The sequence below is a fragment of the Actinacidiphila bryophytorum genome (genome assembly GCF_016916835.1).
Taxonomy (GTDB): Bacteria; Actinomycetota; Actinomycetes; order Streptomycetales; family Streptomycetaceae; genus Actinacidiphila; species Actinacidiphila bryophytorum.
This window is the reverse complement of record NZ_JAFFIX010000002.1, coordinates 1-18,837: the sequence shown is the minus strand read 5'-3', so window position 1 is coordinate 18,837 and position 18,837 is coordinate 1. Positions and strand designations below refer to the sequence as shown.

General features: G+C 73.4%; 13 protein-coding genes. 10 read left to right on the top strand and 3 right to left on the bottom strand.

The annotated features are described in order from the left end of the window. Positions 1 to 116 precede the first annotated feature (116 nt). Positions 117 to 1,415: an extracellular solute-binding protein gene (locus JT723_RS03290; protein WP_206247764.1), complete on the bottom strand. Its 1,299-nt coding sequence runs from the start codon at positions 1,413 to 1,415 to the stop codon at positions 117 to 119. Positions 1,416 to 1,963: 548 nt separating this feature from the next. On the opposite strand from JT723_RS03290, the gene JT723_RS03285 reads away from it, so the two are divergent. The 5 genes from JT723_RS03285 (at position 1,964) to JT723_RS03265 (ending at position 10,827) form a co-directional block, all read left to right on the top strand. Beyond that, positions 1,964 to 3,439 carry a glycoside hydrolase family 76 protein gene (locus JT723_RS03285; RefSeq protein WP_205042849.1) on the top strand — a complete coding sequence of 492 codons (1,476 nt, stop codon included), beginning with the start codon at positions 1,964 to 1,966 and terminating at the stop codon, positions 3,437 to 3,439. Between the two features lie 56 nt (positions 3,440 to 3,495). Beyond that, a complete protein-coding gene (locus tag JT723_RS03280) occupies positions 3,496 to 6,267 on the top strand; it encodes a ricin-type beta-trefoil lectin domain protein (protein ID WP_240165030.1) in 2,772 nt (923 codons plus the stop codon). After that, on the top strand, positions 6,264 to 7,385 hold the full coding sequence (locus JT723_RS03275) for an SGNH/GDSL hydrolase family protein (RefSeq protein WP_205042848.1): 1,122 nt from the start codon (positions 6,264 to 6,266) through the stop codon (positions 7,383 to 7,385). The genes JT723_RS03280 and JT723_RS03275 overlap by 4 nt, the downstream gene beginning before the upstream one ends. A 173-nt stretch (positions 7,386 to 7,558) precedes the next feature. Continuing rightward, positions 7,559 to 8,077 (top strand): hypothetical protein, encoded by a 519-nt coding sequence (locus JT723_RS03270; RefSeq protein ID WP_205042847.1) that lies wholly within the window; start codon positions 7,559 to 7,561, stop codon positions 8,075 to 8,077. A gap of 125 nt (positions 8,078 to 8,202) precedes the next feature. After that, on the top strand, positions 8,203 to 10,827 hold the full coding sequence (locus JT723_RS03265; protein WP_205042846.1) for a tetratricopeptide repeat protein: 2,625 nt from the start codon (positions 8,203 to 8,205) through the stop codon (positions 10,825 to 10,827). 30 nt (positions 10,828 to 10,857) lie between these two features. Here JT723_RS03265 and JT723_RS03260 read toward each other — a convergent pair whose 3' ends face one another. Next, the gene (locus JT723_RS03260) at positions 10,858 to 11,460 is read right to left on the bottom strand and encodes a TetR/AcrR family transcriptional regulator (RefSeq protein ID WP_205042845.1); all 603 of its coding nucleotides are present in this window, start codon (positions 11,458 to 11,460) and stop codon (positions 10,858 to 10,860) included. A gap of 133 nt (positions 11,461 to 11,593) precedes the next feature. Between JT723_RS03260 and JT723_RS03255 the strand changes: the two genes are divergently transcribed. The 3 genes from JT723_RS03255 (at position 11,594) to JT723_RS03245 (ending at position 14,366) form a co-directional block, all read left to right on the top strand. Continuing rightward, a complete protein-coding gene (locus tag JT723_RS03255; protein WP_205042844.1) occupies positions 11,594 to 12,523 on the top strand; it encodes an SDR family NAD(P)-dependent oxidoreductase in 930 nt (309 codons plus the stop codon). A 164-nt stretch (positions 12,524 to 12,687) separates the two neighbouring features. Continuing rightward, complete coding sequence (locus JT723_RS03250) at positions 12,688 to 13,566, top strand: ATP-grasp domain-containing protein (protein ID WP_205042843.1); 879 nt, start codon at positions 12,688 to 12,690, stop codon at positions 13,564 to 13,566. Next, the gene (locus tag JT723_RS03245; RefSeq protein WP_205042842.1) at positions 13,563 to 14,366 is read left to right on the top strand and encodes an ATP-grasp domain-containing protein; all 804 of its coding nucleotides are present in this window, start codon (positions 13,563 to 13,565) and stop codon (positions 14,364 to 14,366) included. Before JT723_RS03250 ends, JT723_RS03245 begins: the two co-directional genes overlap by 4 nt. A 586-nt stretch (positions 14,367 to 14,952) precedes the next feature. On the opposite strand, the gene JT723_RS35700 is transcribed toward JT723_RS03245, so the two are convergent. Beyond that, positions 14,953 to 17,502, bottom strand: coding sequence for an SCO7613 C-terminal domain-containing membrane protein (locus JT723_RS35700; protein WP_205042841.1), 2,550 nt, complete (start codon positions 17,500 to 17,502; stop codon positions 14,953 to 14,955). 121 nt (positions 17,503 to 17,623) lie between these two features. Here JT723_RS35700 and JT723_RS03235 point away from each other — a divergent pair, with 121 nt between their 5' ends. Further along, a complete protein-coding gene (locus tag JT723_RS03235) occupies positions 17,624 to 18,193 on the top strand; it encodes a TetR/AcrR family transcriptional regulator (RefSeq protein WP_205042840.1) in 570 nt (189 codons plus the stop codon). Positions 18,194 to 18,364: 171 nt separating this feature from the next. Continuing rightward, positions 18,365 to 18,826, top strand: coding sequence for an SPW repeat protein (locus JT723_RS03230; RefSeq protein WP_205042839.1), 462 nt, complete (start codon positions 18,365 to 18,367; stop codon positions 18,824 to 18,826). Positions 18,827 to 18,837: the final 11 nt, after the last annotated feature.

Here is an 18,837-nt window from a genome sequence, read left to right as displayed (position 1 = left end):
GCTGTCGCTGGGATGGGGATCGTAAACCGATCCGGCGGGGACCGGTCCCGTATCCACGGAATCCGACCGGGCTTCATCCGCCCGCACAGCGGCGCGGCCGGACCAGGGGGCGGAGGCTAGGCGGCGTCCATGGCCTGGACGAACTGCTTCGGCGTCATGCGCTTGTTGAAGACCTTCTGCAGGTCGGTGAGCATCGTCGCGGCGGTGTCCGGCGGCAGCGCCTGGTCCCAGGACTGGGTGAAGGTCGGTGCGTCGGCGACCATGCCGTAGATGAAGCCGGTGTAGTCGGGGTTGATGCCGCCCATCAGCTGGCCCTTGATGCCGGCGATGGCCGGCACGTGGCCGATGGACAGCAGGTCGGCGATGTAGGAGGGCTGGTCGACGGTGTTCTCGATGAAGTCGACCGCACCGGACTTGTTGCCCGACTTCTCGGTCACCGAGAAGTAGTTGCAGGGGTTGCCGACCACGTTCTTCGGGTCGCCCTTGCCCTTGGGGACGGTCGGGAAGGGCGCCCAGCCGAGCTTGCCCGCCTTGACGAAGTCGGGCGCCGAGGTGAGCAGGTCGGCGTAGGCCCACGAGCCCATCAGCTCCATGCCCGCCTTGCCGCCGGCCAGCAGGGCGTAGGCGCCGCCCGAATCCTGGCCCACGGTGCTGTACTTGGTGCCGAAGGCGCCCCGGTCGACCAGGTCGCGGATCATGCCGAGTGCCGTCTCGACGGCCGGGTCGGCCCACGCCCCGGGCCTGCCCTCCTCGATCGCTGCGAAGACCTTCGGGCCGCCGACCCGGTCCAGCAGGTATTCGAGCCACATCAGTTCGGTCCACGACTGCGACCCGGCGAGCGCGATCGGGATGATGTGCTTGGCCTTCATCTTGTCGATGTCGGTGAGCAACTGCTGCCAGGTGGCGGGCGGTTCCTTGATGCCGGCCCGGTTGAAGACGTCCTTGTTGTAGAAGAACGCGACGGGCTGCACGCCCTCCATCGGGACGCCGTAGACCTTGCCGTCGACGGTGCCGCCGGCCAGCACGCTGGGCAGGAACTCGGCCTTGAAGTCGGAGTCCAGCCGCTTGCTGAGGTCGGTGACGGTGCCGGCCTTGACGTACTCGGCGAGGTTGCCGCCGCCCCAGTTGAGGAAGACGTCGGGGGCGTCGTCACCGCCGAGCCCGGTCTGCAGCTTCTTCTTGTACGGGTCGTTGATGAAGGTCTTGAGGGTCACCGACCCGCCGTGTACGGAGTTGTAGGAGTCGATCGACTGCTTCTGCACCGGGTTGAGGGTGTCGTTCTGCAGCGACCACACCGTCACCTTGCCGGACCCGCCGGACCCGGGACCGCCGCTGCCGCAGGCCGACGCCGTCAGTGCGAGGGCCGTCACCGCGGCCACGGTCGCCGCGGTGCGCAGGGACGCGAAGCGATTCATCGTTGGCACACGATCCTCCGGGAGCCGGAGTGCGGCTCTGCTCTGCCGAAAGTTTCGGAATTTTCGTTTTATGCTTGAAGGAACGTAGGGTTACGTTGACGTTTCGTCAACCGTCCTCCGGGTAACGTTCTGGGCCTCGCGGGGCCGAGAAGCCCCCCAGGGTGGGCCGGAATCGCCGCGCACGGCCCGCCGTGCAGTCGCACGGGCGTCCGAAAGAATCGCCGGCGCCATCGAATCATCGACTTCGCACAAATTCGCGCATGTCGCCACCCGGGTTGTCCGATCTCGATCAGACCGTCACCCGCGGTACCGAGGCGGGGTGACGGCCCGTCGGCGCCGCTGCCGGCCTCATATGCCCACGTCGGATGGGACGGGTGTGACCCGTGATCGCCATGGGCGATCACGGAGGTCATCCGACCTGTTGCCGTACGCATTGACAGGGCGGGGCAGCGGGAGTTGTCTTCCTGGCGAGATCTGTTGCTTTCAGGGTCCTTCACGGCTCGACAACGTTGTCGTCCCCACTCCCCACGGCAGACAGGAATCCCCCCATGAAACACCCCCGCACCCTCCTCGCGACCGCGCTGGCCGCGGCGCTCGCGGCGCTGTCCCTGCAGGCCGCGCACGCCGCCCCGAGCGCCCCGGCCGCCGGCGCCCCCGCGGCCCCGAACGCCGCCGCGGCGGCCGTCTGCAACGCCTACTGCGACGCCCGCGACCCGGCCCTGAGCACCCAGGACCGCAAGCCCGTGACCGCCGGCATCTTCTCGCGCACCCTCACCCTGCACTTCGACGACGCCGACGCCATGGGCTGGGCGTCCATCGACAACGGCAACCCCGGCGACGAGGTGTGGCTCGACCGGTCCTTCGACGGCGGTAGGACGTGGTCGTCCGGCAGCAAGCTCGGCGACACCACGACCCCCGCGGGGCAGCGCGGTTGGCGCACCCTGATGTACAACGTGGACGACTGGGGCACCGAGGGCGTCGGCGCGCTGCGGGCCTGCGGCAAGGCAGGCGACCGGCCCGACATCGCGTGCACCGCGTGGGCGCGCACCACCTGGAACGCCGGCAACCGCCGCACCGCCGCGGCCACCGCTCTGATGATGTCCTACGACCGCTCCACCAAGCTCTTCGGCGGCAACGGCTGGTGGACCGCCGCCAACGCGCTCACCGCGGTCATCGACGACATCCGCGTGACGGGCATGGGCAGTTACCGGTACGCCATCGCCGAGACCTACGACAAGAACCTCGGTGCGCAGGGCGGCAACTTCACCAACGACTACCTGGACGACACCGGTTGGTGGGGCCTGGCCTGGATCGACGCCTACGACCTGACCGGCGACAGCCGCTACCTGGCGACCGCACGCGCCGACGCCGACCACATGTACGCCTACTGGAACGGCACCTGCGGCGGCGGGGTGTGGTGGAACCAGTCGAGCACCTACAAGAACGCCATCACCAACGAGCTGTTCCTGCAGCTCACCGCCGCCCTGCACAACCGCATCGGCGGCGACACCACCTACCTCGGCCGTGCACAGGCGGAGTGGAACTGGTTCAAGGGCAGCGGCATGATCAACGGCGACCACATGATCAACGACGGCCTGACCTCGTCCTGCGCCAACAACGGGCAGACCACCTGGACGTACAACCAGGGCGTGGTCCTCGGCGGCCTCACCGAGCTGTACCGGGCCACCGGCGACGCCGGGCTGCTGACCACCGCCCGCACCCTCGCCGACGCCTCCACCGTACGGCTCACCTCCGGCGGGGTGCTGCGCGAACCCGGCGAGGGCGACTCCTGCACCGGCGACGGCCCCACCTTCAAGGGCGCCTACGTGCGCGGCCTCGGCAAGCTCAACTCCCAGCTGTCCGACCACCCTTACAGCGGCCCCCTGTCCACCTGGGCCGACTCCGCCTATGCGCACGACCGCAACGCCCTCGACCAGTACGGCCCGCACTGGGCAGGCGGCAGCGGCAGCAGCGACTACGGGTGCCAGGGAAGCGTCCTTGACCTCCTGAACGCCGCCGGCTGACCCCCGCTTCCCGACCCCTCCTGCCCCGAATCCTCCAGCGAAAGGGACCCCCCACCATGTCCCGACACCGCAGACTCGCCCCGCTGTGGGTGCTGACTCTGCTGGCCGCACTGCTGGCGGCCTTACCCCTCGCCTCCGCCCACGCCGCCACCTCCACCTCGATCACCGTGGACGGCACCCAGGGCGGGCGGACCTTCGACGGGATCGGCGCCATCAGCGGCGGCGGCGGCAACTCCCGCCTGCTGACCGACTACCCGGCCGCCCAGCAGTCGCAGATCCTGGACTACCTCTTCAAGCCCGGCTACGGCGCGAGCCTGCAACTGCTCAAGGCCGAGATCGGCGGCGACGCCAACTCCACCGACGGCTCCGAGCCCTCGATCGAGCACGTCCGCGGCACCGTCAACTGCAACGCCGGATACGAGTTCTGGCTCATGGAGCAGGCCAAGGCCCGCAACCCGGACATCAAGCTCTACGGCCTCGCCTGGGCCGCCCCCGGCTGGATCAGCGGCGGCTTCTGGTCCACCGACACCATCAACTACCTGATCTCCTGGCTCGGCTGCGCCAAGCAGCACGGCCTGCCCATCAGCTACCTCGGCGGCTGGAACGAACGCGGCCACGACGTCACCTGGTACATCCAGCTGCGCAGCGCCCTCAACAGCGCCGGGTACGGCAGCGTGCAGATCGTCGGTGACGACTCCGGCTGGGGCGTCGCCGACGACATGGCGGCCGACTCCGCCTTCGACAACGCCGTCTCGGTCATCGGCGCCCACTACCCCTGCCAGGGCGGCGACGGCGGCAACGCCGACACCTGCTCGTCCACCACCACCGCCAAGAACAAGGGCAAGCCGCTGTGGGCCAGTGAGAACGGCTCCATCGACATGGACCAGGGCGCACCCCCGCTGATCCGCTCCATCGTCCGCGGCTACGTGGACGCCCGTATGACCGCCTACCTCAACTGGCCGCTGGTCGCCGCGATCTACCCCAACCTGCCCTACGCCACCGTGGGCCTGGCCACCGCCGCGTCCCCCTGGTCGGGGCACTACACCGTCGGCGAGAACACCTGGGCCACCGCCCAGGTCACCCAGTTCGCGCAGCCCGGCTGGAAGTTCGTCGACTCCGCCTCCGGCTACCTGGGCGGCGCCGAGAGCAACGGCAGCTACGTCACGCTGAAGTCCCCGAACGGCAGCGACTACTCCACGGTCCTGGAGACCACCACCGCGACCACCGCGCAGACCGCGGCCGTGCACGTCCAGGGCGGCCTGTCCACCGGCGCCGTCCACGTGTGGGCCACCCGGGTCAACGCCCCCAGCGCGGCGACGGACTTCGTCCACACCCAGGACATCACCCCCTCGGGCGGCAGCTACTCGCTGACCCTGCAGCCCGGCTACGTCTACACCGTCACCACGACCACCGGGCAGGGCAAGGGCACCGCCGCCGCACCCGCCGCCCACGCACTGGCCCTTCCCTACTCCGACACCTACGAAGGCACCGCCACGAACACCCAGGCCAGGTACCTGTCCGACATGCAGGGCTCCTTCGAGGCCAGGCCCTGCGCCGGCGGGCGCGGCGGGCAGTGCGTCCAGCAGGTCGCCCCGGTCAAGCCCATCGAATGGCAGGACGACTCCGACGCCTTCACCCTGGCCGGCGACCCGGCCTGGTCCGACTACACCGTCAGCACCGACGTGGAGATGCAGCAGGCCGGCACCGTCACCCTGCTCGGCAGGGCCGGCACCCAGAACCGCCCGCAGAGCCACCAGGCGGCGTACCAGCTGCGGCTGAGCAACACCGGTGCCTGGTCCATCGCGAAGAACAGCAGCTCCGGCAACCTCACCACGCTGGCCTCCGGCACCCGCGCGGGACTCGCCCTGAACACCTGGCACACCATGGCCCTGGGCTTCTCCGGCGACCGCATCACCGCCACCCTCGACGGCGTCACCCTCGGCGCGGTCAACGACAACTCCTACGGCAGCGGCCAGATCGGATTCGGCGTCGCCGGCTACCAGACCGACCAGTTCGACAACCTGTCCGTCACGCCCAACGCGCCGGGCAACGTCAGCGGGGTGCTCAAGGGCCGGCAGTCCGGGCTGTGCGCCGACGTGCCCGCGTCCAGCCAGGACAACAACACCGCGGTGGCGCTGTGGGGCTGCAACGGCGGCCCCAACCAGACCTGGACCGCGACCCCGTCCAAGCAGCTGATGGTCTACGGCACCAAGTGCCTCGACGCGGCAGGCGGCGGCACCGCGGACGGCACCGTCGTGCAGATCTACGACTGCAACGGCACCCCGGGCCAGCAGTGGACGGTCAACGCCGACGGCACCGTCGTCGGCGCCGGCTCCGGCAAGTGCCTGGACGCCACCGCCAACGGCACTGCCAACGGCACCCCGTTGGAGCTGTGGACGTGCAACGGCGGCGCCAACCAGAAGTGGGACCGCGGCAGCGTCACCACCGCGCTGCGCGGCCAGGAGTCCGGCCGCTGCGTGGACGTACCCGCCGCCAACGAGGCCAACGGCACCCAGCCCGCGCTGTGGGACTGCAACGGCGGCAGCAACCAGGCCTGGACGTCCACCGCCAACGGGCGGCTGACCGTCTTCGACACCAAGTGCCTGCAGCCCGTCGGCGGCGGCACCGCGGACGGCACCGGCGTGGAGATCCACGACTGCAACGGCAGCGCGGGCCAGCAGTGGAACGCCAGGTCCGACGGCACGGTCGTCGGTGTCGCCTCGGGCAAGTGCCTGGACGCCGACGCGCACGGCACGGCCGACAGCACACCGCTGGACATCTGGACCTGCACCGGCGGCGCCAACCAGATCTGGAGGACCGGACGATGAGACGACTGACCGCCGCCCTCGCCGCGGCACTGACCACCGTCGCCGCACTCACCGCGCTGGGCGGCACCACAGCCCGCGCCGCAGCACCCGCTGCCGCCGCGGCCCCCGCCCCGCTGCGGCTGATGCCGCTCGGCGACTCCATCACCTGGGGCGTCGGCAGCAGCACCGGCGACAGCTACCGCTCCGCGCTGTGGAACGACCTCGCGGGCGAAGGCCACAGCCTGGACTTCGTCGGCAGCGGGCGCGACGGCGCCATGTCCGACCCCGACAACGAGGGCCACTCCGGCTGGCGCATCGACCAGATCGCGGGCATCGCCGACTCCGTCGTCGCCCGCTACCGGCCCAACGTCATCACGCTGGAGATCGGCACCAACGACCTCAACCAGAACTACCAGGTGCCCACCGCCACCGACCGGCTGCACGCGCTGGTCGACCAGCTCACCGCCGACGCGCCCGACGCCACCGTGCTCGTCGCGTCGCTGATCATCTCCACCAACTCCACAGAGGAGACCTACCGCCCCGCCTTCAACCAGGCGGTGCCCGGCATCGTCCAGGCCGAGCAGGCGGCCGGCAAGCACGTCGGCTACGTCGACATGAGTGCCCTGACCACCGCCGACCTCGCCGACGCCCTCCACCCCAACGACGGCGGCTACGTCAAGATGGCCACCGCCTTCAACTCGGCCGTCCAGGCCGCCGACGCCGCCGGCTGGATCCACGCCCCCGTCGCCCTGACCTCGGGCGTCATCCACTCCGGCATCGCCGGCAAGTGCCTGGACGACAACGGCAGTTCCACCGCGAACGGCACCGCGGTGCAGCTGTGGACCTGCAACGGCACCAACGCCCAGGTGTGGTCCGCCGCCGGCGGCACCCTGCGGGTGCTCGGCAAATGCCTGGACGCCACCGCGAACGGCACCGCCAACGGCACCAAGCTGGAGATCTGGGACTGCAACGGCGGCGGCAACCAGCAGTGGCAGCCCTACAACGGCGGCTACCGCAACCCCGTCTCCGGCCGCTGCCTCGACGACCCGTCCTCCTCCACCGCCGACGGCACCCAACTCCAGCTCTACGACTGCAACGGCACCGACGCCCAGAAGTGGAGCGCCCTGCAGACCTCCTGAGACCCCGCCCCCGGGGCGCTCACGAACCCCGCCCCTCCCGGGGGCCTTCCCCCGCGCCCTGCTCTGCCGGACCCCTCACCGGCGGGGCGGGGCGCGCTTCTGCGCGTGCCCGGGACAGCACCCCGCGGCACGGGATACCGTCTTCCCAACGGCCTTTGCGTACAGGGGTGTCCATGCTGGACGAAGCACTCGCCGCACTCGCGGCCTCGGGGGGAGCGGCTGTCGCCACGGCAGCCGGTACGGACGCGTGGGCCGGCCTGCGCGACAGCCTCGCCCGCTGGTTCGGGCGCGGCAGCGAACGCCGCCAGACCGCCGTGCTGGAACGGCTCGACCAGACCGGCGCGGAGCTGGCCGCGGTCGGACCCGCACAGGCCGAGTCCGTACGCGCCGCCTACCGGGCCATCTGGCAGACCCGCATCCAGGACCTGCTCGACGACCTCGACGACCCGCTGGAAAGGAACACCGCCGCGGCGCAGTTGCGCGCCCTGCTCGACCGGCTCCCCGCCGCGCAGGCACCGGTCGGCGCCGACCACGGCGGCGTCGCCGTCGGCGGCAACCTGTCGATCACGGCGCAGGGTTCCGGGTCCGTCGCCGCGGCCGTCGTACGCGACGTGCACCTCGGCAGGACCGACGCCGTACGCGCCGACGACGGACAGGAACGCCCTACGCCGCCGGACGCTCCCCAGGGCTGAGCGATCCGGCGCCCCACCGCCCAGCCGCGCCGACGGTCGCGCGGGCCGCACGTGCCGAAGCCGCGGAACCGGCCGCACAGGCCGCACCCGGCGCACCGCAGGCACGCGGCCAGGCCGTACCCGCCGTGCCCCTGGCCGCCGCCGCACCGCTGATCGGCGGGCAGATGCACGTCGAGAGCAGCAGCGGCGGCGTCGCCGTCGGCAGGGCCACCACCTTCAACCACTTCCAGGCCTCCGCGCCCCTGACCCCCGTACCGCTGCCGCACCGCATCGGCCGCATCCCCGTCCAGGCACCGCACTTCCAGCCCCGCGACCTCGCCGAGAGCCTGACCGCACACACCGGCCGCCCGCTGGTCCTCACCGGCACCGCAGGCACCGGCAAGACCCAACTCGCCGTCGAATACGCCGAGAACGCCTGGCGCAACGGTGAGTTAAGGCTGCTGCTGTGGGTCGCGGACGCCACCCGCGAGAGCGTCACCGCCGCCTACGCCCAAGCCGCCCAGGACATCCTCGGCCGCTACTTCTTCGACCCGGCGGAAGGCGCCCAGGCCTTCCTCAACTGGCTGCTCCCCGCGGGCGGTACGGAGCCGCGGCCCTGGCTCGTCGTCCTCGACGGGGTCGCAGAACCCGCGGAGCTCGCCGAAGGGCTGTGGCCGCCCGCCAGCCCCGTCGGCCGGGTCCTGGTCACCAGCAGCCGCCGCGACTTCGACCGGGCAGCCGACCCCGTGATCGTCCAAGTGCGGCCCTTCCAGCGGCAGGAGGCCACCGCCTACCTCGAACGTGCCCTCGCCCGGCACCCGGCCGCGGCCCGCCCGCCCGCGGCGCTCACCGCACTCGCCGACCGGCTCGGCGCCGTACCCGCCTCGCTGGCCCTCGCCGTGCGGCACATCACCGCCGAGGGCATCGACGTCCCCACGTACATCCAGCGTCTCGACGACCGCGGCTCCGGCGTCCCCGCCGCCCACGCCCCGCTGCGGCTCACCGTCGACGCCGCCAACAGCCGCCACCCGGCGGGCGTCGCCTCGCCCGTGCTCCAACTGGCCGCCGTCTTCCAGGAGGCGGGCGTCCCGCGCGACGTGCTGGCCACCGGACCCGCACTGGCCCTGCTCACCCGGCTGCGCGGCGGCGACCTCGTCACCGCGCAGGACGTCACCCGCGCGGTCCGCGTGCTCTACGACCTGAGCCTGGTCGAGATCCAGGAACTCCCCGCCGCCGCCACGGTGCTGGTCGAGGCCCCCGTACGCGCCGCCGTCCTGGCCGCGCTCACCGACGACACGCTCGGCGACCTCGTACGCGCCGCCGCCGGCGCACTGGCCGCCGCCTGGCCGCAGACCGAGGGCAGCCTGCACCTCGCCCGCCTCCTGCGGTCCAACGCCTGGCACCTGCTGCAGGAACACGGGAGCACCGTGCTGCTGCGCGACGGCGTCCCCGCCGTCGCCTTCCGCGCCGGCCGCAGCGCCGCCGAATGGGGCCAGGCCCTCGAAGCCGTCGACTACTTCCGGCTGCTGGCCCGCCACGCCGCCGCGGTGCTCGGCCCCGAGCACCCCGACGTCCTCGACGCGCGCTCCCAGGCGGCCGTCTCGCGCGGCGAGAGCGGGGACCTGCGCGGCGCCGTCGAGGAACTGACCCAGGTGCTCGACGTGCAGCAGCGCTTCGGCAGCAACCGCCTCGACACCCTCGCCACCCGGCACCACCTCGCCGTCTTCCGCCGGGCGACGACCGACGGCGGCGCCGAGGCCATGGCGGACCTCGCGGCCGTACTCGCCGACCGCACCCGGATCCTGGGAGCCGACCACCTCGGCACCCTGGAGACCCGGCGGGAGATCGCCTGGGCACATCTGCTGGCCTTCCGGGCGGAGTTCGCGGACGAGGCGCACGCCGTGCTCGCCGCCGTCGAGCGGGCCGCGGGACCCGACCACCGGCAGACCTTCAGGGCGCGCGAGGCCGTGGTGCTCGCCCACGTACGCGCCGGGGAGACCGACGCCGCCGACGCCGCCGCCAGACAGGCGGCGGAAGCGGCACTGCGGGTCTTCGGCCCCGACCACCTGGCCACCCTCGAATGGCGCTCCTGGGTGGCCGCGACCGCCACCGCCCGCGGTGAACTCGCCACCGTGGAAGCCGACCTGACCGCGCTGCTCGGCGACGAGGAGCGGCTGCTCGGCCCCGAGCACCCCGAGACCCTGGACACCCGCGGGATGCTCGCCCTGCGCCTGCGCGAGGCGGGGGACGCGGCCGGCGCGCTGCGCGAATACCTGGCCCTGCTGGCCGACCGGCGCCGCATCCTCGGCGACGACCACCCCCGCACCATGGACACGCTGTGGCTGGCGGCCGACTGCCACGGCCTGTGCAAGCAGCCGGTCAGGGCGGTCGTGGCGCTGGCCGAAGTCGTCGCGCGCAGGACCCGCACCCTCGGCCCCGACCACCGCGACACCCTCATCGCCCGGGCGAACCTGGCCCGTTGGCGCGGCGAGGCGGGCGACACCGTCGGCGCCGTCATCGACCTCGCGGCGGTGGCCGCCGACCAGGCGCGGGTGCTCGGCCCCGACGACCACAACACACTGATCACCCGGCACAACCTGGCCTGGTACCAGGGCGAGGCCGGCGACCCGGCGGGCGCGGCCGACAGCCTCGCCCAGGTGCTCGCGGACAGTGAGCGCGTCTGGGGCGCGGAACACCGGCAGGCCGTGACGACCCGGGAGGCGCTCGCCGAGTGGCGGCGCAAGGCGGGCCTCGCGGACGGGGATTCCTGAGGCGGCGCCGCCGTCGGGGGGCGGCGGTCGTCAGTCGTGCAGCAGCGCCGCCACCGCCGTGACGACGACCTCGCGGCGGTGCGCCGCCGAGTCGTCGCCGCCGGGGACCACGGCGTCGTACTCGGGCACATTGCTGCTCCAGAAGCCGGAGAGGTGCAGCACGAGGCCGAGCAGCTCCGCCGGGAGGAAGCGGGTGGTGAGCCGGCCCGCCTCCTGCGCCTCGGCGACGGCGCGGATCTTGGCCGCGTTGCTGTCCAGGACGACGGGCAGCAGCGCGCCGCTGCCGGCCCGCTCCAGGCGGTACCAGGTGGCCAGCCGCTGCGCCCAGGGCCTTTCCACGTACGAGTCGTGGAGGCGCCCCGCGTACTCGGGCAGGTCGTCCGCGTCGATCGGGACCGCGTCCACCGTCTCGCGGCACATGGCGTCGAAGACGGCGTCGAAGAGGCCGTCCTTGCTGCCGAAGTAGTGGTAGATCTGCGCCTTGTTGCTCCGGGCCTCCGCCGCGATGCGGTCCACCCGGCTGCCGGCGATGCCGTACGCGGCGAACTCGCGGGTCGCCGCGTCCAGCAGGCGGCGCCTGGTGGCCTCCGCGTCCCGGCCGATGACCTTGCTGGCGGCGACGTCCCTGTTCATGACACCCACCTTATCAACTAACCGGACAGTTGACATCGGCCTCGGATGGGTGTTCTCTGGATGCAGACAGTTACTAATCAACCGGTTAGTAAGCCGCCTGTCGGTCGAAGCCTGCCAGTCGAAGGAGCACCTCATGTCCGCCACCCCTTCCTCTTCCTCTCGTTCCTCTCGTTCCTCTCGTTCCTCTCGTTCCTCCGCTTCCGCGGTCTTCCTGGTCAGCGGCGCGTCGCGCGGGCTCGGGCGGGAGATCGTCGGTGCCGCGCTCGGCGCGGGGCACCGGGTCGTCGCCGGGGTGCGCAGCCCCAAGGCCCTGGACGACCTCGCCGAGGAGTACGGCGACCGGCTCGCGGTCGTCCCGCTCGACGTGACCGACGACGCGGCGGCGCGCGCCGCGGTCCGCACCGCTGTCGACCGCTTCGGACGGCTCGACGTGCTGGTCAACAACGCCGGGTATGCCAACGTCGGGGCGGTCGAGGACGTCGGCTTCGACGACTTCCGCACCCAGGTCGACACCAACCTCTTCGGCGTCGTCCGGCTCACCCAGGCCGCGCTGCCGCTCATGCGCGAACAGCGCTCGGGGCACATCGTGCAGGTGTCCTCGGTCGGCGGGCGGATGGCGACCCCCGGCCTGTCGGCGTACCAGTCCGCGAAGTGGGCCGTCGGCGGCTTCTCCTCGGTGCTGGCCCGCGAGGTCGGCCCGCTGGGCATCAAGGTGACCGTGCTGGAGCCCGGCGGTATGCGCACCGACTGGGCCGGCTCCTCGATGCGGGTCGACCCGGTCCGCCCGGAGTACGCCGAGACGGTCGGCGTGTTGGCCGCGATGCACAATCCCGAGTCGACCGCGGCCAGCGATCCGGCGAAGGTCGCCCGGCTGCTGCTCGACGTCGTCGCACTCGACGAACCGCCGCTGCGGCTGCTCGTCGGCCCGGACGCGTACGCCTACGCCACCGCCGCCGGGCGCGCGCTGCTCGCGGAGGACGAGCGGTGGCGCACCCTCAGCGAGTCCACCACCGCAGACGACGCCACACCCGAGCAGATCGACCCGCTGGGCCATGCGCAGTGAGAGCGCCGGGTCCCGCCGGACGCCGGACTTCCGTCCCAACAAGAGCTGGAACAGGGGCAGTTGGGACCAGCGTCGGAAGTCCCTGACTCCCGTGGCATCCTGTGACCTTCACGCTTCGCCGGTCGCCGGAGGCGAACGGACAGGGGGGTTGGGGGGAAGGTCGCATGAAGCTCTGCTTTCTCGTGGAGGAGAACTACCGCCACGACGGGATGCCGGTCGAGGTGATCCGCCGTCTCCACTCCTGGGGACACCACGTGGACGTGCTGCGACCGGGGGGATCGCTGCACCGGATGACCGAGGTCGTCAGCGCGGGCAGCCATGACGCGTGGGTGCTCAAGACGGTGTCCGGCGGACCGGGCCTCACCCTCCTCGAAGCCGCCGCCGCGGCCGGGATGACCACGGTCAACGACGCCCGGGCCATCCGCGGCGTCCGCGACAAGGCACTCGCCGCGGCGATCGGACGCAGCCGCGGCCTGCCCATGCCCACGACGTACGCGGCGGCCAAGCCCGAACTCCTCGCCGACATACCGGAGTCGGAATACCCGCTGGTCGTCAAGCCCGCGCACGGCAGCTCCGGCCGGGCCGTGCACCTGCTGGCCGCCCCCGACCGGCTGCCCGCACTCGTCCCCGTGCTGCGCGGCGAAGGCCTGCTCATCGCGCAGCCGTACGTGCCCAACGCGGGCGTCGACATCAAGGTCTACTGCGTCGGCGACGACTTCTACGCCACCGAGCGCCGCTCCCCGCTGCACCCCGACCGCCCGCACCGCGAACTCCGGGTGCCGCTGTCCCGGGAGGTCGCCGCGCTCGCCGCACAGGTCGGCGCCGTCTACGGACTCGACCTCTACGGGCTCGACGTCCTCCTCGGCCCCGACGGGCCGGTCGTCGTGGACGTCAACGACTTCCCCAGCTTCCGCCAAGTGCCCGACGCGGCATCGCGGGTGGCCAGCGCCGTCCTCGCGCTGGCCGCGGGGGAACGGCCCACCCCGGCCACCGCGGCGGTCACCACCGCCCCGGTGCCGGTCGCGGTCGGCGACACGCTGTGAGGGTCGGCCTCATCACCCCCGACCCCGGGCACCCCCTGCTGGCGGCGGCGACCTCACTGCTCACCGGCGCGGGACACCGCGTCGAGGTGCTCGACCCGGCCAGTGCGCAGGCCCCGGCCGACCCCGCCGACGTCTACCTGCTCAAGGCCCGCACCCCGCGGGCGCTGGCACTGGCCCGGCAGATCGAGGCCGGCGGTGTGCCCGTGGTCAACACGTCGGCGGCCACCGGGCGCTGCCAGGACCGTACGGCGATGGCCGAGGACGCCCTGCGGGCCGGCCTGCCCTTCGCGCCGACCCGCACCTACGCCTCCGGCGGCGACCTCGCCCGCGGGCTCGCCGAGACGCCGCCGCCCGGGGCCGTCGTCGTCAAGAGCCGGCACAGCCGCAAAGGGGACGTGGTGGTGCGGCTCGACAAGGCAGGGCAGATAGCGGAGTTCGCGGCGCGGGCCGCCGCCGAGCCCTACGTCGTCCAGGACTTCGCCGCCAACCCCGGCTGGGACCACAAGCTCTGGGCGATCGGGCCGCACGTCTTCGCGGCCCTGCGCCGCTCCGAACTGTCCCCGGCCGCCCCCGGCGGCGGCCCCGTCCCCCTCACCGACCTCCCCCCGTCCTGGCCCGCCCTGGTCCACCAGGTCGGCGAGGTCTTCGGCCTCGACGTCTACGGCGTCGACGTCATCGACGCGGGTGGCGGGCGCCCGCTCATCGTCGACGTCAACGCATTCCCGGGCGTCCGCCACCAACCGGGTGCCCCGGAAGCCCTGGCGACCCTGGCCTTGCGCCACGCCGCCCCCCGCCCCTAGCCGGGGCCGGCCCCTGCCCCTTGCGGTGGGCGTTCGCCTCCCGGTGGGTGGGTGATTGGCCGCGCAGTTCCGCCCCCAGAGCTTCGCCTGGGGGTACCCCCAGCGCCCCCAGGTGGGTGCCTCTTGCGGTGGCGTTGCCTTCTTGCCGCCCGGTGGGGGCTGGGCGCGCAGTTCCCCGCGCCCCTGAAAAACGCTTACCCTCCTGCGCGGCGGGCGCCGCCTGACAGCGCCAACTCTGCGGGAAGAGGGCACCACCCAGGGGCGCGGGGAACTGCGCGCCCGATCACGACGCACCGGAAGGTGCGAGCCCACAGCAAGTGGCAATCACCCAGGGGCGCGGGGAACGGCCGGGGGAACCCGTCACCCGGGGGAAGGGGAAAGGGGGGCGCCCGCCGTAGGGGGGCGGGGGCTAGGCCGTGTTGTGGAAGTCCCGCCTGCCCCGCGACGCCTGGCCTGCACGCTCGCTGCGTTGTCGGAGTCGTCCGGGTAGTCCCACTACGAGGACGACCCTCCGCCTTGCGATCGCACGCACCGGACGCCGCGGGGCCCGCCCTGTGGGCGGACGGCGCTACTCACAAAACACGGCCTAGGTCAGGGTGTGGAAGGTGGTGCGGAGGCGCTGGGCGGTGCGGAGGCGACGTTCGTACGTCGCGCCGACGTAGAGGAGCAGGAGGCCGGCGCCTGCGACGGCGACCCAGTGGGGGAGCCGCCCCACCGTGTGGGCAACACTCGGTGCCAGCTCCCGGGCAGCGTCAGCCAGGAGCACCGCCCCGCCGGTGAGCAGCGGCGCCCGCAGGCGGTGGCGGGCGCCGAGGAGGGTGACCGCGAGGGCGGTGAGGCCCAGCAGGAGCGGGCGCAGCCCGTGCGTGCCGGCCCAGGCGGCGACGAGGCTGGGCAGCAGGGAGAAGGCGAGGCCGGACCCGTATGCGGGCCAGGAGCCGAGCGCGGGGTCGCGGCGCCGTCGCAGGTAGCCGACGGCGAGGAGTACCGCGGAGACGCTCACCGTGTAGGGCTCTGGTGCGGTCACTCCGGCGAGCCCGAGGCGTACCCAGGAGGATGCGGCGAGCAGCACGCCCGCCGCGACGGCGCCGCGGGTGCGGCGGTCGGCGCGGACGGCGGTCCCGGCCGCTCCGGCGCCGGCGACGCCGAGGGCGGCGCTGAGCGCGTCGGGGTGGGCGGCGGTGGCGGCGAGGGCGACGGCGCCGAGGGCGTAGCCGCTGTGTTCGACGGCGAGCCCGACCCGCCCCCGAAGCCGCGCAGCGACCGGCACGGTCGCGATCCCGACGCCGAGGACGGCGAAGGCGGCGAGGTGCGGGGCGAGCCCGGCTGCGGCGCCCGCGCGAGCGGCTTCGTAGCCGAGGGCGCAGACGGTGAAGGCGGCGGCGGGTACGGCGTGGCGTCCGGCGGCGGTGAGGCAGGCGGCGAGTGCGGCTGCGGCGGCCCAGACGGTGAGTGCGGCGGCGTCGTGGGTGAGCGACCAGGCGAGGGCGACGGCCGCGGGGGCGAGCAGTGCGCAGGCCTGCGGCAGGGCGTCGGCGGCGGGCCGGCGCAGCAGCCACAGGCCCGCGCCCAGCGCTGCCGTACCGGCGACGGCGAGCGAGGCCGCGTAGGGCCACCCGGCGGCCGGCGGTGCCGTCACCACCGCGCCCGCCGCGGCGAGGGCGGCGCCGCAGAGCAGGGGCGCGCGCTGCCGTCCGAAGCGTTCGGCGGCCCCGGCCAGCAGGGCCGCGAGAACGGCGGCGACGACCGGCACGTGGCCGCCGGACCGCATCCGTACGAGGGCGTGTGCGAGGTCGGGCAGGACGTCCGCCGTGCCGAGGGCGAGTACGGCCGCGCCGGCCGCGAACACCCCGCCCCGCAGCGGGTCCTGTACCCGCCGCACGGGTCCGACAACCGGCACCGGGGTCATTCCCGCCAGGGCGGCGAAGCCCACGGCACCGGCGGCCCCGGCGACGCCCGCGACCCGCCAGCCGTCGCCGAGTACGGCCCATGGCAGCGCCCCGACGGCTCCGACGAGCGCCAGCCCGCCGAGTACGGCGGCGGCCCAGGCCCGCTGCTGCCCGGCACGGGCGGCGGCCAGGGATCGGGCCGCGGCCGGCGGCCCAGCGGCAGCCAGGGGCCGGGCGGAGGCCCAGGCCCGCTGAGGCCCGGACGGGGCGTCGGTCAGGGACGCAGCGGAGGTCAGGGACCGGGCGGCGGTCAGCGGCCCAGCGGCGGTCAAGGACCGGGCGGCCGTCAGGGACAGGGCGGCGGCCAGGGCCAGCGGGGTGGCGGCGCGCAGGGCGCTGGGGAGGGTCGTTGCGGCGGAGGCGGCGGGCGCGGCCAGCAGGACGGCCGCCGCCGTCACGGCGAATGCGGCGGTGCGGGCCGCGGGCATGCGCAGGGCCTGGGCCACTGCCGCGTCGGCCACGGCGGCGGCGAGCAGGGCGTAGGCGAAGCCCGTCGTGTCGAGCCGCAGGGAGGCCGCGACCAGGAGGGCGGGGCACTGGAGCAGCAGGAGGGCCGCGTAGGGGACGAGGCGGGAGCGGGTCGCGCGGGCGTAGGCGGCCGCGGCGGCGGAGGACAGGGCGGTGACCGCGGCCCAGTAGGCGGCGGCGTCGGTGTGCGCGAGGCCTGCGATGCCGGCGGCCCTGGCGGCGTAGGCGTCGAGCAGGACGAGTGCCAGGCCGACCGCGGAGGCGGTCTCCGCGGTGGCGTCGAGGCCGCGGCGGCGCAGGGCGAGGGGCGCGGTCAGGACGAGGGCGGTCAGCGCGGTGAGGACGGCGCCGCGCCCGCCGATGCCGAGGCTGCCCCAGCTGACCAGGGTGAAGACCAGTCCGGCCACGACGACCAGCACACCGCCGAGGCTGAGCAGGACGTTCTGCGCGGAGCGCGGCGGGGCGTCCGGCAGCGGCACGCGCCCGCCGCCGGCCGCCGCGTACTGCCTGGCGCGCAACTGCCCGACGAGTGCGGCCCTGCGCTGGTGCAGCACCGCCCGCCGCGCCTCGACGGCGCCCAACTCGGCGTCCAGTGACCGCAGTTCGGCGATCTCGGGGCCTTCGAGCGGCAGCCGGCACACGGGGCACACCGCGGGGCCGCCGTCGGCGACGGCGGGACCGGCGTAGGCATGGCAGCCCGGGCAGCGATATGCGTCCATGCGGCGAGTGTGCGAAGGGACGCGCGGCACCGCATGAGTACCGGTACTCAACCTGGGCGCCGGGGAGGGGGCCACGGGTCCGGCCAAGAGGCGCCTCCGCGGTGCTGGCATGCTGGGGGCCGTGGAGAGCGTACGGGTACGGCGGACGCGCAAGCTGCTGCGCGACGCGCTCGTCGACCTGATCGAGGAGCGCGGCTTCGAGCGGGTCACCGTCGCCGCGATCTGCGAGCGCGCGATGGTCAGCCGCGCGGCCTTCTACCGCAGCCACCGGGACAAGTACCAGCTGGTCGAGCTGGTCTTCGACGAGGCCGTCGCGGAGATGCTCGGCTCCTTCGGCGCGGCCGACCGCACGCCGCTGGAGCGCTGGGTCGGCTTCTTCGAGCACGTCGACGCCTACCACCGCTTCTACGGCGCCCTGCTCGGCCGCAACGGCAGCGCCTGGTTCGCCGACCGGATGCGGGCGACGCTCGCCGGGACGGTCGCCGCCCACCTGCCGCCCCCGCCGGGCGGGCGCACCGGCCCGGACCTGGTGCCGGCCGTCCTGGCGGCGATGTCCGTGCAGTCCATCACCTGGTGGCTGGACAACGGCCGCCCGGTCCCGCCGCGCGGGATCGCCGTACGGTCGGCGCGGCTCGCGGGCGTGGTGATCGCCGAGGCGCAGTCCTGGCGCACCCCCGGAATCGGCCCCTGATCCGGACCGGGACAAAAAGGTGCAAAGTTAAAGCCCGCGTAAGTGGCCAGGGAGCTGCCTACGGATTTACGCTGAGTAAGGATGCGGCAGATCCGGGGCGGAGACCCGGAGGACATCCGTCGGTAGGAACGACACGAAACTGCACTGCACACTGCGAAGGAGGTGGCTGGAATGGCCACCGATTCGACTCACTCGACATCGCAGATCGACACCCATCCGGATCTGATGGCCCTGCGCGGCCGTTACGCGGAGGCGTCTGCGAAGCCGATCTCGGGGCTGATCGAGGGCCTCTGCTTGCTGACCGGTCTCTACCTGGCGATCTCGCCCTGGGTGGTGGGCTTCCAGAACTTCACGGGCCTGCGGGTCAGCAACCTGATCACCGGTATCGCGCTGGCCGTGCTCGCCATGGGCTTCGGCTCGGTGCTGGAGCGGACCGTCGGCCTGGGCTGGTGCGCCATCGCGATCGGCGTGTGGACGATCGTGGCGCCCTGGGCCATCGCGGGACCTGATGCGTCCACGACGCACACGGTGGTGAACAACGCCATCGTCGGCGGCGTCGCCTGTGCGCTCGGGTTGGCCACGATGGGCCTCGGGTTCATGGGAGGCAAGGCAGGCAAGCGGCGCGCGCGCTGACGCGGAGCGAG

Excerpts from the sequence above, each read along its gene's own strand:
- JT723_RS03275 (WP_205042848.1), top strand. The coding sequence starts at position 6,264 with ATGAGACGACTGACCGCCGCCCTCGCCGCGGCACTGACCACCGTCGCC.
- JT723_RS03290 (WP_206247764.1), bottom strand. The coding sequence starts at position 1,415 with ATGAATCGCTTCGCGTCCCTGCGCACCGCGGCGACCGTGGCCGCGGTG.
- JT723_RS03260 (WP_205042845.1), bottom strand. The coding sequence starts at position 11,460 with ATGAACAGGGACGTCGCCGCCAGCAAGGTCATCGGCCGGGACGCGGAG.
- JT723_RS03285 (WP_205042849.1), top strand. The coding sequence starts at position 1,964 with ATGAAACACCCCCGCACCCTCCTCGCGACCGCGCTGGCCGCGGCGCTC.
- JT723_RS03270 (WP_205042847.1), top strand. The coding sequence starts at position 7,559 with ATGCTGGACGAAGCACTCGCCGCACTCGCGGCCTCGGGGGGAGCGGCT.
- JT723_RS03280 (WP_240165030.1), top strand. The coding sequence starts at position 3,496 with ATGTCCCGACACCGCAGACTCGCCCCGCTGTGGGTGCTGACTCTGCTG.
- JT723_RS03250 (WP_205042843.1), top strand. The coding sequence starts at position 12,688 with ATGAAGCTCTGCTTTCTCGTGGAGGAGAACTACCGCCACGACGGGATG.
- JT723_RS35700 (WP_205042841.1), bottom strand. The coding sequence starts at position 17,502 with ATGGACGCATATCGCTGCCCGGGCTGCCATGCCTACGCCGGTCCCGCC.
- JT723_RS03255 (WP_205042844.1), top strand. The coding sequence starts at position 11,594 with ATGTCCGCCACCCCTTCCTCTTCCTCTCGTTCCTCTCGTTCCTCTCGT.
- JT723_RS03230 (WP_205042839.1), top strand. The coding sequence starts at position 18,365 with ATGGCCACCGATTCGACTCACTCGACATCGCAGATCGACACCCATCCG.